12 protein-coding genes are annotated in these 14958 nt (G+C 70.5%); 2 read left to right on the top strand and 10 right to left on the bottom strand.

Annotated elements, in window-relative coordinates; translation table 11 throughout:
• The first annotated feature begins 1 nt into the window (after position 1).
• Positions 2-1219 (top strand): fumarylacetoacetase, encoded by a 1218-nt coding sequence (gene fahA / locus BLU27_RS15105; RefSeq protein ID WP_172804957.1) that lies wholly within the window; start codon positions 2-4, stop codon positions 1217-1219.
• A gap of 56 nt (positions 1220-1275) precedes the next feature.
• On the opposite strand, the gene BLU27_RS15100 is transcribed toward fahA, so the two are convergent.
• The 9 genes from BLU27_RS15100 to hppD form a co-directional block, all read right to left on the bottom strand.
• Positions 1276-2556, bottom strand: a complete 1281-nt coding sequence (locus tag BLU27_RS15100; RefSeq protein WP_092654349.1) for an acyltransferase family protein — start codon at positions 2554-2556, stop codon at positions 1276-1278.
• Positions 2553-3401, bottom strand: coding sequence for an alpha/beta hydrolase (locus BLU27_RS15095; RefSeq protein WP_092654348.1), 849 nt, complete (start codon positions 3399-3401; stop codon positions 2553-2555). Before BLU27_RS15095 ends, BLU27_RS15100 begins: the two co-directional genes overlap by 4 nt.
• A 254-nt stretch (positions 3402-3655) precedes the next feature.
• The gene (locus tag BLU27_RS15090; protein ID WP_092654347.1) at positions 3656-4480 is read right to left on the bottom strand and encodes an ABC transporter ATP-binding protein; all 825 of its coding nucleotides are present in this window, start codon (positions 4478-4480) and stop codon (positions 3656-3658) included.
• A complete protein-coding gene (locus BLU27_RS15085; protein ID WP_092654346.1) occupies positions 4477-5499 on the bottom strand; it encodes an ABC transporter ATP-binding protein in 1023 nt (340 codons plus the stop codon). Before BLU27_RS15085 ends, BLU27_RS15090 begins: the two co-directional genes overlap by 4 nt.
• On the bottom strand, positions 5496-6503 hold the full coding sequence (locus BLU27_RS15080; protein ID WP_241827438.1) for an ABC transporter permease: 1008 nt from the start codon (positions 6501-6503) through the stop codon (positions 5496-5498). Before BLU27_RS15080 ends, BLU27_RS15085 begins: the two co-directional genes overlap by 4 nt.
• 5 nt (positions 6504-6508) lie before the next feature.
• A complete protein-coding gene (locus BLU27_RS15075) occupies positions 6509-7516 on the bottom strand; it encodes an ABC transporter permease (protein WP_092654344.1) in 1008 nt (335 codons plus the stop codon).
• Positions 7517-7603: 87 nt separating this feature from the next.
• Positions 7604-9409, bottom strand: coding sequence for an ABC transporter substrate-binding protein (locus tag BLU27_RS15070; RefSeq protein ID WP_241827437.1), 1806 nt, complete (start codon positions 9407-9409; stop codon positions 7604-7606).
• Between the two features lie 288 nt (positions 9410-9697).
• The gene (locus tag BLU27_RS15065) at positions 9698-11086 is read right to left on the bottom strand and encodes an FAD-binding oxidoreductase (protein ID WP_092654343.1); all 1389 of its coding nucleotides are present in this window, start codon (positions 11084-11086) and stop codon (positions 9698-9700) included.
• 24 nt (positions 11087-11110) lie between these two features.
• Complete coding sequence (hppD, locus tag BLU27_RS15060) at positions 11111-12316, bottom strand: 4-hydroxyphenylpyruvate dioxygenase (protein WP_092654342.1); 1206 nt, start codon at positions 12314-12316, stop codon at positions 11111-11113.
• Between the two features lie 169 nt (positions 12317-12485).
• On the opposite strand from hppD, the gene BLU27_RS15055 reads away from it, so the two are divergent.
• Positions 12486-13013 (top strand): Lrp/AsnC family transcriptional regulator, encoded by a 528-nt coding sequence (locus tag BLU27_RS15055; RefSeq protein WP_241827436.1) that lies wholly within the window; start codon positions 12486-12488, stop codon positions 13011-13013.
• A 24-nt stretch (positions 13014-13037) separates the two neighbouring features.
• Here BLU27_RS15055 and BLU27_RS15050 read toward each other — a convergent pair whose 3' ends face one another.
• On the bottom strand, positions 13038-14912 hold the full coding sequence (locus BLU27_RS15050) for a DEAD/DEAH box helicase (RefSeq protein ID WP_092654340.1): 1875 nt from the start codon (positions 14910-14912) through the stop codon (positions 13038-13040).
• Between the last annotated feature and the right edge of the window lie 46 nt (positions 14913-14958).

Here is a 14958-nt window from a genome sequence, read left to right as displayed (position 1 = left end):
TGTGGCCACGACGAGTTGGGTGCCGGTGCCCGAGGGTTCGCCGTTCACGGTGCACAACCTGCCGTACGGCGTCTTCTCCCTCCCCGACGAGGAGCCACGGGTGGGCGTGGCCATCGGCGACCACGTCCTCGACCTCGCCCCGCTCGCGGCCAGCGAGTACGCCGACTTCGCCGGGGTGTTCACCGTCCCGTCGCTGAACCCCTTCATGGCGCTGGGCAGCCGGGCCTGGCACGCCGTCCGGCACTGGGTGACCGAACGCCTGACCGACGAGGCGTTCCGCTCCCTGGTCGAACCCGAACTCGTCCCCGCGGACCAGGTGCGGCTCCACCTGCCGTTCGAGGTCGCGGACTACGTCGACTTCTACGCCTCAGAACACCACGCCACCCGCCTCGGCCGGCTGCTCCGCCCCAACGAGCCGCCCCTGACCCCGAACTGGCGGCACCTGCCGATCGGCTACCACGGCCGGGCCGGGACGGTCGCGGTCTCCGGCACTCCGGTCCTGCGCCCGTACGGACAGCACCTCGCGCCGGGCGGGACCGTGCCGGCGTTCGGGCCGTCGACCCGGCTGGACCTCGAGGCGGAGGTGGGTTTCGTGGTGGGGACGCCCACCGCCGCCGGGCAGCGGGTGAGTGTCGACGAGGTACGTCAGTACGTCTTCGGGGTCGTCCTGGTCAACGACTGGTCGGCGCGCGACCTGCAGGCGTGGGAGGCCCGGCCGCTCGGGCCGTTCCTGGGCAAGTCGTTCCGTACCTCCGTATCGCCGTGGGTGGTACCGCTGGCCGCGCTGGACGCCGCCGCGCTGCCGCCGCCGGCCCAGGACCCGGCACCGCTGCCCCACCTGCGTGGCTCGGACGACTTCGGGCTCGACCTCGACCTGGAGGTGTCGATCAACGACCAGGTGGTCGCCCGGCCCCGCTACGCCGACATGTACTGGACGCCGGCGCAGATGCTCGCCCACCTCACCTCCAACGGTGCGGCCCTGCGCACCGGTGACCTGCTCGCCTCCGGCACCGTGTCCGGACCGGGCGAGGGCGAGAGTGGCTGCCTGATGGAGCTCACCGCCGGCGGTACGAAGCCGCTCACGCTGGCGGACGGCTCCACCCGCGCGTTCCTCGAGAACGGCGACGTGGTGACCATCCGGGCCACCGCACCGGCGCCCGGCGGTGGCCGGCTGGGCCTCGGGGCGGTGACCGGGCAGATCCGGCCCCCGGGCCCCTAGGGCCTGTTCCACTGCCGGGCGCGCAGCTGGCGGCTCGCACCAGCTCGGCTGCACGCTCAGTACAGCGAGACGAAGAAGCCCACGGCGGCCGCGGTGACCACCGCCGCGCCCACCCGTGCCAGCGGTGCCCGAAGGCCCAACGGCGCCTCGAACCTCCGGGTCGCCGCGACCACCGCCACCAGCACCGCCGCCATCACCGGAAGCCAGGCCACCCGGGCGAGCACCCACGACAGCTGGTCCGGCGATGTGGTCAGTCCCGGCACCGCACCGATCGCCGACTTCCCCGCCAGTGACACCAGCACCATCGGAACCTGGTGCCAGCAGAAGATGGTCATCGCGGCCAGGTTCACCGCGGCGACACCCGCCCACAGGCCGGGCCGGCGCATCAGCCGGGTGACCGGGCCGTGCAGGAGCAGGGCCGCGCCGGACTGGAACGCCGCCAGCGCGGGCACCAGCAGCGACGGCGGGTGCGCGTTGGACCGGGCCGCGCCCGGCACCCCGACCATGCTGGCCGGGTAGTGGAACACCACCAGCAGCACCGCGAACAGGGTCGCACCGCCCACCAGCAACAGCCAACCGGCCCACCGGCCGAACCGGCCCTGGGACGCACCCTTGCTGCCGAGCGATGCCGCCGAGAACGTCCCCCGCCCCCAGGAGACGCCGAGTTGGTACGCGAACAGCCATCCCGGCACGAGGTTGACCAGGCCGACCCAACCGGGCACCGCGTCACTCCACGGGCCGTACCTCGCCAGGTCGGTGGCCGCCACGACCGCCAGCAGCGGCAGCACCGCCCATCCGCGCCACCGCCGGTCGGCCGCCACGGCGTACCGCGTGAGGACCGTGAGTACCGCGTAGACGGCGACGAACCAGAACGGCTGGACCAGCAGGACGACCCACGTACGCAGGGTTCCCTCGGGTACGCCGACCGCGCCGAGGACGGCCAGGCAACCGGCCGACAGCGCCGTGGCGGCGAGCACCGGACGGGCCAGCCGGGCGAACCGGCGGCGCAGCCAGGTGCCGTACGGCTCGCCGCGTTCGGCCGACCGGGCCAGGCTCGACACGGCGGCGTGCCCGCCGACCAGGAAGAACAGCCCCAGCATCTGCAGCACCCAGCTCGCCGGTGCCAGCGCACCCAGGTCGCGCAGCGGGCTGGCGATCCGCAGCGTTCCGTCGGGCTGGGCGACCAGCGCGCCGACCAGCCAGTGGCCGGTCACCACGCCGAGCGTGGCGAGTGCGCGGTAGGCGTCCAGTGCCCGGTCGCGGGACGCGGGGGTGCGGGCGGCCACGGTGTCGGCGAACGCCTGCCACGGACGGGTCACGACGGTGGTCATCGTCATCGGGTCACCTCGTCGGTACGGCCGCGGACGATGCGGGCGATGTTGGCCAGTGACTCGGTCCCGGGCGTGAAGTAGCCGGCGTGCCCGCGAGCGGTGCCGACCGCGAACGCGCGGGCGCCGAATCCCGGGGCCGCGGGGTTCGTTCCGTGGCCGAAGCCGCCGACCCGAAGCGGCGGGGCGAACCTGATGGGGTCGCCCGGTGCCCGCGCGGCCCACACCCGCGCGCCGGTGTGCAGGTCGGCCAGAGTGCCGGCGTCCATCCCGGGACTGCCCACGACCACGATGTCGTCGACGTGCACCGCGGGCGCGGCCCGGCCGATCACGACCGACCCGTAGCTGTGGCCGACCAGGGTGATCCGGGTGTCCGGGGACACCCGGTGCCCCAGCTCCCGGACGAACCGGGTCAGGTCGCGGCCGCCGGCCTCCGCCCGTTCGGAGCGGGCAGACACCAGGTCCACGCCTTCGGGGGTGTCGTAGCCCAGCCAGACGACCACGGCCGACTCGGCGCCGGGCGACTGCCGGCGCAGTTCGGCCAGCAGGGCCCGGCCCGCGCCACGCGGAGTGGGCCGGGCGTCTTCGCCGGTGAGGTAGTCGGCCAGCCGGTGACCGGCGCCCGGAACGAGGACGGCCACCTGGTCGGCACTGGCCAGGTCACCGAGCACCTCCACGACCCGCCCGTCGCCGCGCGCGTCGTAGGCGAGGAACCGGTGGCCGTCGACGGTGCGGGCGGCGTAACGCAACGGCGGCAGAGCCGTGTGGGAGTCGAGGGAGGCGACGGCACTTCCCCCGGGAGCGATACCCAGGAGAACGGTCGCGGCGACCAGTGGAGGCAGCAGAGTTCGCACGTCAGTGACGCTACGAACCGCAGCCGCCGGTCACGATGCGGCAGATACCCCTTGTGGAGGTGGAGTTTCCGCCCCGTCAAGGTGGGGTTGCCCCCACCCTGACAGGGGTTCCACCCGCCCCACCCTGACCTCGCCGGCGGCTACACCGTCCGTTCCGGCTCCTGAGCCGCACCACGCGGTGACTCACTCCGCAAAGGCGTACGTCCTGCTGTCAAGGACCTCTTGACAGCAGGACGTACGACAGAGGTGCCAGGTCAGTCGAGGATGTTCTCGTGCAGCCGGGGTACGTCGGCGAGCAACCGCTGGGTGTACTCGTGCCGCGGGCTGAAGATGACCTCGTCGGTGGGGCCCTGTTCGACGACCTTGCCCTGACTCATCACCAGCACCCGGTCGCTCACGTAGCACGCCTGGCCGATGTCGTGGGTGATGAACAGGATCGTCATGTCGTAGTCGCGGCGAAGGTCGGCGAGGACGTTCAGGATGTTCGCCCGCAGCGACGCGTCCAGCATCGAGGTGGCCTCGTCGGCGACCAGGATGCGTGGCTGCAACATCAGCGCCCGGGCGATCATCACCCGCTGTCGCTGGCCACCGGACAACTGGTGCGGCCACTTGTCGAGCACGTCGGCGGACAGTCCGACGTGCTCCAGCGCCTGGGCCATCAGCGTCTCGCCCCGCTCGGCCGACCCGGCGGCGGCCAGGCGCAGGGACCGGTTCAGCAGCCGGCGTACCGTGAAGAACTGGTTGAACGAGCTGAACGGGTCCTGGAAGACCGCCTGCACGTCGCGCCAGTACGCCTGCAGGTCGCGTCCCTTCAGTGAGGTGACGTCCCGGCCGGACAGGTGCAGCGTCCCCGACGTCGGGTCCAGCAGTCGCAGCACCAGCCGGGCCAGCGTCGACTTCCCGCTGCCGCTCTCCCCCACGATGGACACGACCTCCTGGCGGCCCAGCGTGAACGACACGTCGTCGACGGCCCGTACCGTGTTGGCGCCGTGACCGAACACGCGGGACAGCGACTTCGCCTCGATCAGCGGCTCCGCGCCGCCGCGGGGTTCCGCGTCACTTCGGGGCTGCGCACTCATCGACCCACCTCCACCGTCTGGCCGGGATGCTGTTCGGCCCACCAGCACAGCGAGTGGCGGCGTTCGTCACCGACCCGCGGCGGATCCTCCGTACGGCAGATGTCCATCACCAGCGGGCACCTGGGGTGGAACCGGCACGCGGCCGGCGGGCGGGCCAGGCTCGGCGGCGCGCCGGGGATGCCGCGCACCCTGACCTGCCGCATGTGGGGCTCGGGCACCAGCACCGACGACAACAGCGACGCGCTGTAGGGATGGCGGGGCCGGTTGATGAGTTCGGTCGCCGGACTGACCTCGGCGATCTTCCCGGCGTACATCACCGCGATCCGGTCGGCGATCGTGTTGAGCACCGGCAGGTCGTGGGTGATGAAGATGACGCCGCCGATGATGTCCTGCTTCAGCATCTCCCGCAGCATCTCGATCAGGATCCGCTGGGAGGACACGTCGAGCGCGGACGTCGGCTCGTCGGCGATCAGCAGCCGCGGATCGAGCAGGGTGGACACGACCGTGACCACCCGCTGCTTCATCCCGCCGCTGAGCTGGTGGGGGTAGTAGTCGAGGACACGTGCGGGCAGATCGAGCTGCTCCAGTCGCTGCCGCGCCCGCTCGATCGCCTGGTCGCGCCGGACGCCCGGCTGGTGCGCGCGGATCACGTCGTAGACGAAGTCCCGGATCCGCACCGTCGGGCTCAGGGAGTTCATCGCGCCCTGCGGCAGCAGGGAAACCACCTCGCCGCGCCACGAACGCGGTGGTTTCTGGTCCGGCCCGAGGTCGAGCTGCTTGCCGTCGACCTCCAGCGAACCGCTCAGCACGTACAGCGGCGGCCGTACGGTCAGCGACAGGATCGCGCCCAGGGTGCTCTTGCCGCAGCCGGACTCCCCGGCCACCCCGAGCACCTCCCCCTTGCGCACCTCGACCGACACGTCGTCGACCGCGACCACCTGGCCGCCCTCGACGTTGTAGGCGGCCCGCAGGCGCTCGGCCCGCAGCAGGACGTCGGTGGAGGTCATCACCCCGGTCATGCGCTACCCGACCTTTCACTCGTCCGGTCCGGACCGGAGCCGACGACACGTTCGCCCACACCGGGCTCGGCCACCGGTTCACCCGCCGACCCGACATCGAGCGTCTCGGCGGCGACGGCACCGCTGGTGACCAGCGACACCGAAGCGCCTGCTCCGGCACCGGCGGCCGCGCCGCGCTGCCGGCGGCCGCGCCGCAGCCGCGGGTTGAACACCTCGTCGAGGCTGGACTGCAACATCAGCAGGGCGAACGCGACCAACGTCAGCAGGATCGTCGGCGGGAGGAACGCCCACCAGGCGCCGTTCAGCAACGACTCGCCGACCAGGGCCCAGTTGAGCATGATGCCGAGCGAGACGCTTCCGCTCGGGCCCAGGCCGAGCAGGGACAGCCCGGCCTCGGCGAGGATCGCACTGGACACCTGGAGCACGAACGCCATGGCGATGTAGGACATGAGGTACGGCAGGACGTCCCACATCAGGATGTCGAACGTACGGGCGCCGGAAAGCCTGGCCACGTCGAGGTGTTCGCGCGTTCGCACACTGCTGGTCTGTGCGCGCACGGCTCGCGCCGTCCACGGCCAGCTGGTGATGGCGATGACGACCGCCATCGCCACGATCGAACGGAAGTCGATCGCGACCGACAGCAGGATCAGCACCACGATCGCGGGGATCGCCAGGGCGACGTTGGTGACGCCCATCAGCGCCTCCTCCACCATCCCACCGTGGTAACCCGCGAGCAGACCGACGACGACGCCGATGAGCGTCGCCACCACCCCGGAGACCAGGCCGATGGTCAGCGAGGTCCGGGTGCCGAGCATGAGGTTGGTGAAGACGTCGTGCCCGAGGTCGTCGGTGCCGAGCCAGGCGCTGCCCGACGGCGGGTCGTACAGTCCGCCGACGCCCTCGCCGGCCTTCCCTCCGAAGACCAACGGCCCCAGCACAGCGAACGCCACGACCAGGGCGAAGACCACCGCCGAGACCCAGAAGCGCGGTGTGAAGCGTGCCATCCGCATCAGCGTTCACCTGCCTGCGACGCCCGGATCCGCGGATCGACGAACCCGTAGGCGATCTCGACGAGGAAGTTGGACAACAACACCGCCACCAGGATGATCAGCGTGATCGCCTGGATGACGGGATAGTCGTTCTGGCCGATCGCGGCGAACAGCAGCGAGCCGATCCCGGGATAGGAGAACACGATCTCGGTGACCAGGGCGCCACCCACCAGGGTGCCGATCGACAGGGCCAGCCCGGTCACCTGCGGAAGCATCGCGTTGCGGAAGATGTAGCGCACGATCCGCTTGTCCGGCAGGCCGAGACCCCGGCCGTAGTTCACGTAGTCGGAGTTGAGCTCGTAGATCGCCATCGAGCGCATTCCGACGGCCTGCCCGCCGACGAAGATCAGCACCAGGGACAGGAACGGCAGCCAGTAGTGCCGCATCACGTCGATCATGAACGACATGTGGAACGTGGGCGTCGAGCCCGGCTCGTACCCGCCGCCGGGTGGAAGCAGCGGCAGCGCGACCGCGCAGAGGTAGAGCAGCAGGATCGCCAGGCAGTAGTACGGCATGCTGGACAGGAAGAGCGAACTGACGAAGGCGCCTCGGTCGAACCACCCTCCCTTGAACGCCGCGAGCGCGCCGAGCGCGTTACCGACCAGCCAGCCGATCAGGATGGCCGGCAACTGCAGGCCGATCGTCCACGGAAGCGCCTGGCCGATCAGAGTGTCGACATGGGCGGGGTAGTTCGCGAACGACGTGCCCAGGTTGAAGTGGGCGAGGTTGCCGAGATAGGTGAAGAACTGCCCCAGCATCGACTGGTCGAGGCCGAACTCCTTGACGTAGTGCTCGTGGATGCGCTGCAGGGACTCCGCCTGCGTTCCCGATCGCCCGAGTTGGGCGACGATGGCGTCCACGGGGTTTCCGGGGACGAGCCGCGGGAGCAGGAAGTTCAGAACCAGCGCCACCGCGAGCGCACCGATGTACCACAGCGTCTTGCCGACGAGGTACTTGCGTAGCCGCATTCACTTCCCTCACGTTCCGCCGACGGTGTGCCGGCCGGGACGCCAGGTGCACGTCGTCGTGCACCTGGCGTCCAGGCCCGGAGGTGTTCAGCTCTCCGACACGCGCTTGATCTTGAACAGCCAGGAGACACCTGCGCCGGAGAACATCGGCGGGGCGTAGGCGTTCTGCTCGTTCGGGAAGTTCTTCCAGTTGGTCTCGTTGAACTCGTAGAACTCCAGCGGGCGGTACATCAACGGGATCATCGGCGCGTTCTTCATGAAGATCTCGTCGAGCTTGCCGTACGCCTGCTTGGCGGCCGCGTCGTCGCTGGCTCCGGCCGCCTCGTCGAGCAGCTTGGCGACGGCCGGGTCCTTGAACCGCCCGTAGTTCCAGAACGCCGGCTGGCCGAGCTTGGCGACACCACGGTCGTCGAGCACGTCGCGGAACCGCTGCCACGGCGTCGCCGCGCTGGTGGAGGCCACACCCCAGCACGCGAGGTCGAAGTCGCCGGCCTGGACCGAGCTGGTGACGTTGGGCGCCTGCGGGAACTTCGTGGTGATCTCGATGCCGGCCGCCTTGGCGTTGTTGGCCACGATGCGCAAGGCGTTCTGCCAGTCGCTCCAACCGGTGGGCGTCTGCGCCGTCCATGGTCCGAGGCGGGTGCCGTCGGGCAGGACGTAGATGCCGTCCGATCCCTTCTTGGCCTTGAGTTCGCCCTCGAGGATCTTCTTCGTCTGCTCGGGGTCGTACTTCCAGCCGTTGGCCGCCACCGCGTCCTTGTCGAAGAACTTCGACTCACCACCGGTGGGCAGAATGACGCTGGAATTCGCCGGCTTGGAATACCTCGACATGGCCTTGTCGGCAATGTCCTGGTAGTTGATGGCGAAGGCCAGCGCCCGCCGCACCGCGGGGTTGTCCAGACCCTTCTTCGTGGTGTTGATGACGAGCATCGGCATGCCGCCGGGCACGTGGTAGGGCGGCTTCTTGTACCACGTGGACACCGCGAGCTTCTTGTCCTCCCACATCTTCCAGATCTGGGGGGTGAACTGCTGCATCACGTCGACACCGCCGCGCTGGAAGCGCAGGTCGCCGTCCTGGTTGCCCTTGAAGATGGGGTGAACGATGTACTTCGGCTTCGGCAGGCCGCCGAACGCGCTCTTGCCCCAGTAGTTGTCCTGGCGGGTGAGGCTGATCTGCTGCTGGTTGTAGGAGTCCACCTTGTAGGGACCGGAGCCGACCGGCTTGAGATTCTCGAACTGGCCCATCGGCTTGCCCTGCTTCTCCAGCGGCTCCCACACGTGCTTGGGCAGGATGTAGGTGCCGGCCAGGCTGTTCTTCGCCATCGCGGGGTTGAACGGCTTGCGGCCGAGGGTGAGCTTGACCGTCTGGGGGTCGCTGGCCTCGATCTTGTCGACGTAGTCCCAGAACGACGCGTAGGAAAGCTCAGTGTGCCGCTTGGCCAGCTCGAACGTGTAGACCACGTCGTCGGCGGTGAGCGGTTTCCCGTCCTGCCACTTGGCGCCGTCCTGAAGGGGAACGACGATCGTGGTGTCGTCAGGAGTCTGGAGCTCCTTGCCCAAGCCGGGTTCGAGTTTGCCGTTCAGCAGGTTGAACCGCACCAGCGTCTCGTAGACAAGCTGCATGGCGCCCTGTCCGCAGGGCCAGCCGGTGCTTTGCCCCAACGGGTTGAAATGGGTGGGCGGGCCCCACTGGAAGCCGGCGATGAAAAGCGTCTCGCCCTGCTTGCCGGACCGGCCGCCGCCCTTTCCTCCCCCGCCACCGCCGGCGGCGCCACTACCGCCCTGACCACAACCGGCCAGTGCGCCGCCGCCCACTCCCACGGCCGCGGCTGCCATCGCGGCGTTGAACAAGAACTGCCGGCGCGACGAGCGCCCGGCACCGAATTCAGACATCGCTTGAATCCTCTCCCGCACGGGGAAACGCGGCCCTCGCGCAGTCACCGGATGACGGATGCCCAGCAGGCTACGGGCAAGCGGGTACCGACACCAGATGGAAATGGCAACGAAATGGTTGTGTTGCGTTCGCGGGAAAGACTCAGTAGCACTGCCTGCGACCGGTATCGGATACGAGTAGCTACCGGGCGAGTGCAATTCGTTGACAATGGCCGATCACGGCCGCGCCTCCGTTCGGATAATGAACGCAGAAAGCGTTTCGATAGAACGCCTCCTACGCGACACCGGTCAGGGCGCGAGCACCTTTCCGGGGTTGAGGATCCCGGCCGGGTCGAAGAGCCGTTTCAGCTCCCGGTGCACCCGCTCCCCGACCGGCCCGAGCTCCCGCGCCAGCCAGTCGCGCTTCAGCACACCGACGCCGTGCTCACCGGTCACCGTGCCGCCCATCTCCAGGCCGATCCGCATGATCTCGTCGAACGCCCGGTCGGCGCGGCGTACCTGGTCGGCGTCGCCCGCGTCGAACATCACGCTGGGATGGAGGTTGCCGTCGCCGGCGTGGCCGACGGTGGCGATGGTGAGGTCGACCTCGGCGGCCACCTTCTCCACCTGGTGGACGAAGTCGGCCAGCCGGCTCAGCGGAACGCACACGTCGTCGGTCAGCCGCGAGCCCAGCGCCTCCAGGGCGTAGTGGGAGTCCCGGCGCGCGGTCAGCAGCATCTCGCCCTCGGCCAGGTCCTCGGCCTCCACGACGTCGAAGCCGCCCGCCTCGGTGAAGATCGCCGCGATGGCGCCGATGTCGGCCACGGCGCGGTCCGTGTCGGCGTCGGACTGCGCGATCAGCATCGCGGCGGCGTTCTCGGGCAGGCCCATGTTCCGGTAGTCGTTGGCCGCCCGCAGCGACGTCTGGTCCATGAACTCCAGCAGGCTCGGCACCAGACCCGCGGCGACCACCCGGGCCACCGCGTCACCGGCCTGCGCCACCGTCGGGAAGAGTCCCGCGACCGTGTGCGGTTCCTGCCCGGTCGGCCGCAACGCCAGCGTCACCTCGGTGACGACGCCGAGCGTCCCCTCCGAGCCGACGAACAGGCGGGTGAGGTCGTAGCCCGCCACCCCCTTGGCGGTCCGCCGTCCGGTGCGCAGCACCTCGCCGTCGGCGAGCACCACCTCCAGGCCGCGCACGAAGTCGGCGGTGACGCCGTACTTCACACAGCACAGCCCGCCGGCGTTGGTGGCCACGTTGCCACCGAGGGTGGAGATCTCCCAGCTGGACGGGTCGGGCGGATAGAACAGCCCGTCCTCGGCGACCGCCGCCGACAGCGTCGAGTTGAGGACGCCGGGCTCGACCACCGCGATCCGGTTGGGCGCGTCGATCTCGCGGATCGTGGTCATCTTCTCCAACGACAACACGATGCAGCCGTCGATCGCGTTGGCCCCGCCGGACAGGCCCGTGCGCCCGCCCTGGGGCACGACCGGTACGCCGAGGCGTGACGCGACCCGCAGGACGTGCTGTACGTGCTCGGTGGACCGGGCGAGCACACCGACCGCGGGTGTGCCGTACGGGCAGAACGTCGCCATGTCGTGCTGGTACGACGCCAGCCGGTCCGGGTCGGTGACGACCGCCTCGTCCGGGAGCTCTGCCCGCAGGGCGGTGATCAGGTCATCAGAGGTTTCCGCCATGCCCCATACGGTACGGCGGGCAGGTCACAGGTTCCCGCGCCGCTCCTGCTCGCGTTCGATCGCCTCGAACAGCGCCTTGAAGTTGCCCTTGCCGAACCCGAGCGACCCGTGGCGTTCGATGAGCTCGTAGAACACCGTCGGCCGGTCGCCGAGCGGCGCGCAGAAGATCTGCAGCAGGTACCCGTCCTCGTCCCGGTCGACGAGGATGCCGCGCCGCTTGAGTTCCTCCACGGGCACACGCACTTCGCCGATCCGGGCGCGCAGCTCGGGGTCCTCGTAGTAGGAGTCCGGCGTGGACAGGAACTCCACGCCGTTGGCGCGCAGGATGTCCACGGCCTGGAGGATGTCGTTGGTGGCGAGGGCGATGTGCTGGCAGCCTGCCCCGGCGTAGAACTCGAGGTACTCGTCGATCTGGCTCTTCCGCCTGCCCACCGCCGGCTCGTTCAGCGGGAACTTCACCCGGTGGTTACCGTTGGCCACGACCTTGCTCATCAGCGCCGAGTAGTCGGTGGCGATGTCGTCCCCGACGAACTCCGCCATGTTCACGAAGCCCATGACGCGGTTGTAGAAGTCGACCCACTCGTCCATCCGGCCGAGCTCGACGTTGCCGACGCAGTGGTCGACCGCCTGGAAGATCCGGCGCGGATGGCCCTCGGGCCGGGTTACCGTGGTCTGCCGGGCGACGTACCCGGGAAGGTAGGGGCCGGTGTAGTCGGAGCGGTCCACCAGGCTGTGCCGGGTCTCGCCGTACGTCGCGACGGCCGCCCGGCGCACCGTCCCGTGCTCGTCGCTCTCGTCGTACGGCTCGACCAGGATCGTGGCGCCCTGCGCACGGGCGTGCGCGACGCACTTGTCCACGTCGGGCACCTCCAGCGCGAGGTCTACGACACCGTCCCCGTGCCTGCGGTGGTGGTCGAGCACCGGGCTGTCGGGGCCCGCCCCGCCCTCGAGCACGAACCGCGCCGAGCCGGACTTCAGCACGTACGACCTGCGGTCGCGCATCCCGGTCTCCGGCCCCGCGTAGGCGACCAGCTCCATCCCGAACGCCAGTTGGTAGTACGCCGCAGCCTGGGTGGCGTTGCCCACCCAGAAGATCACCGCGTCCATGCCGGTGACCGGGAACGGGTCCTTCGTCGCGTCGTAGTCGACCAGCCCGACGAGCTGGCGGAGCTGGTCGAACCGGAGATCGGCGGCCTGCTCCTCGGGGGTCAGCGTGGTGTCCGGCTGCATGTCCGCCTCCTCGTTCGTCCCGCCGCTTTGCCAGAGCGTCGAACAATCCGACAGTCTGTGCAACAGCTCGCCGACAGCCTGTACAGAATGCCCAGCGGGATGGCAGAGTTCGTCAGCAGAGTGCTCAGTTTGCCCAAGGCTTTGGGCACGTACTTCCGGGAGGCCGCACGTGGGGTCGTCGCCGCAGCCGCCCGCCTCGTCGGCGGAGCCGTCGTCCGCGCCGGTCGACGAGCTGGACGCCCGGATCGTCCGGTTGTTCGCGGCCGAGCCGAGGATCGGCGTGCTGGAGGCCTCGCGCCGGCTGGGCGTGGCTCGCGGCACCGTTCAGGCCCGCCTGGACCGGCTCGCCCGCACCGGCGTCGTCCGTGGCTGGGGACCGGAGGTCGAGCCGGCCGCACTGGGGTACGGCGTGACCGCGTTCGCCTCCCTTGAGCTGCGCCAGGGCGCCGGCCACGAGTCGGTGGCCCGGCACCTGGCCGGGATCCCGGAGGTGCTGGAGGCGCACACGATCACCGGACCCGCCGACATGCTGGCCCGCCTTGTGGCGCGATCCAACGCAGACCTGCAGCGGGTGATAGACGAGGTGCTCGCCTTCGACGGCATCGTGCGGATCTCGACCGTGATCGCGCTGGCGACGCAGGTGCGGCCACGGGTGGTTCCGCTGCTGTCCCGCGCCGCCGAGGAGGCCTCGGGCTGACCCGGGCCCGAGGCCAGCACGAACTCAGGACCGTTTGACCGCCCAGGCACGGATCATGTCGATGCGGGCCTGGAGCTGCTCGGCGGTGGCCTGCACCGCCAGCGGCCCTCCGCACACCCGGCGCAGCTCGGCGTGCACCGCACCGTGCGGCTGGCCGGTCCGGTGGTGCCAGGCAGCGACCAGACCGTTGAGCTCCCGGCGCAGCACACCCAGCCGCTGGTACGTCGCGCCGTCCGGCGCACCGGAGCTGCTCGCGGACTCCTCGGCGACCGGCGGCGGCACCGCACCGACAGCCGCGGACGAGGATGCCGAAGACGAAGCGGACGAGCTGGTCGCGGACGGCGACCCCGGCGAGGTGGAGCCGTTGCCCGAGCGGCGCCGGCGCAGCAGCTCGCGCATCTGGTCGGGCTCGAGCAGCCCGGGGATGCCGAGGAACTCCGTCTCGTCCTCGCCCAGCTCCCCGCCGAACTCGTTGCCGTCGTACACCAGCCGGTCGAACGCCGCCTCCGACCCGATCGCCTGATAGCGCTGGTCCTCCAGCAGGTCGGCGCCGGTCTCACCGCGGGCCGCCTCGGCCAGCAGGTCCTCCTCCGCGGCGAAGATGTCGTCCTCGTCCTTCACCGGCCGGCCCAGCGCATGGTCACGCAGGACCTCCATCTCCGCGGCGTACTGCAGCAGGATCGGGACCGTCGGCAGGAACAGGGACGCGGTCTCACCCCGCCGCCGGGCACGGACGAAACGCCCCACCGCCTGCGCGAAGAACAACGGCGTCTGGGTGGCGGTGGCGTACACGCCGACGGCCAGCCGGGGCACGTCCACGCCCTCGCTCACCATCCGGACGGCGACCATCCACCTGCTGTCGCTCTCGGCGAACTGCCCGATCCGCTTGCTCGCCGTGGACTCGTCCGACAGCACCACGGTGGGCTTCTCGCCGGCGACCTGGCCGAGGATCTTCGCGTACGCGCGGGCCGTCTCCTGGTCGGTGGCGATCACCAGGCCGCCGGCGTCGGGGACGTGCCGGCGTACCTCCGTGAGCCGGGTGTCCGCGGCTCGCAGGACGGTCTGGATCCAGTCGCCTGCCGGGTCGAGCGCGGTCCGCCAGGCCTGGGCCGCGAGGTCCTTGGTGAGCGGGGTGCCGAGCCGCACGTGCATCTCGTCCCCCGCGCTGGTCCGCCAGCGCATGTCACCGGAGTACGCCAGGAACAGCACCGGCCGCACCACGCCGTCGGCCAGGGCGCGGCCGTAGCCGTAGCCGTAGTCGGCCTCGCTGCGCGGAACACCCTCCGCGTCCGGCGCGTAGGTGACGAACGGGATGGGGTTGGCGTCGCTGCGGAACGGCGTACCGGTGAGCGACAGCCGCCGGGTGGCCGGCTCGAACGCCTCACGGACCGCCTCGCCCCAGGTGAGTGCGTCGCCGGCGTGGTGGATCTCGTCCAGGATCACCATCGTCTTGAACCGCTCGCAGCGCACCCGCAGCGCCTGGGTCGCCGCAGCCACCCCGGCGTAGGTCACCACGACGCCGTGGAAGTCCCGGCTCGTGCGCCCACCACGGCCGGCGAACGCCGGGTCCAGGGCGATGTCGCCGCGCGCGGCCGCGTCGGCCCACTGGCGCTTGAGGTGGTCGGTGGGGGTGACCACGATGACCTTCTCGACGATCCGCCGGGCGAGCAGGTCCGCCGCGATGGTGAGGGCGAACGCCGTCTTGCCCGCTCCCGGTGTCGCGACCGCGAGGTAGTCGCGCGGGCTGCGGGCGTTGTAGGCGTCGAACGCCTCCTGCTGCCAGGCCCGCAGCCGGCCCCAGGGGCCGACGGTGCTGGCGGCTCCGGCGCCGGCGACTCCGGGGTTTCCGGTGCCGGGGGCTGCTTGACGGGTGTCGGTCGTCGAGGCGGGCGTGCTCACGTCTTCCCTTCCGCGTGGACGAACTCCGACCCGCGACACTAGCTTG

It is taken from the genome of Actinopolymorpha singaporensis, from assembly GCF_900104745.1.
Classification (GTDB): domain Bacteria; phylum Actinomycetota; class Actinomycetes; order Propionibacteriales; family Actinopolymorphaceae; genus Actinopolymorpha; species Actinopolymorpha singaporensis.
The sequence above is the reverse complement of the archived record's forward strand: the minus strand, read 5'-3'. Positions and strand labels throughout refer to the sequence as shown.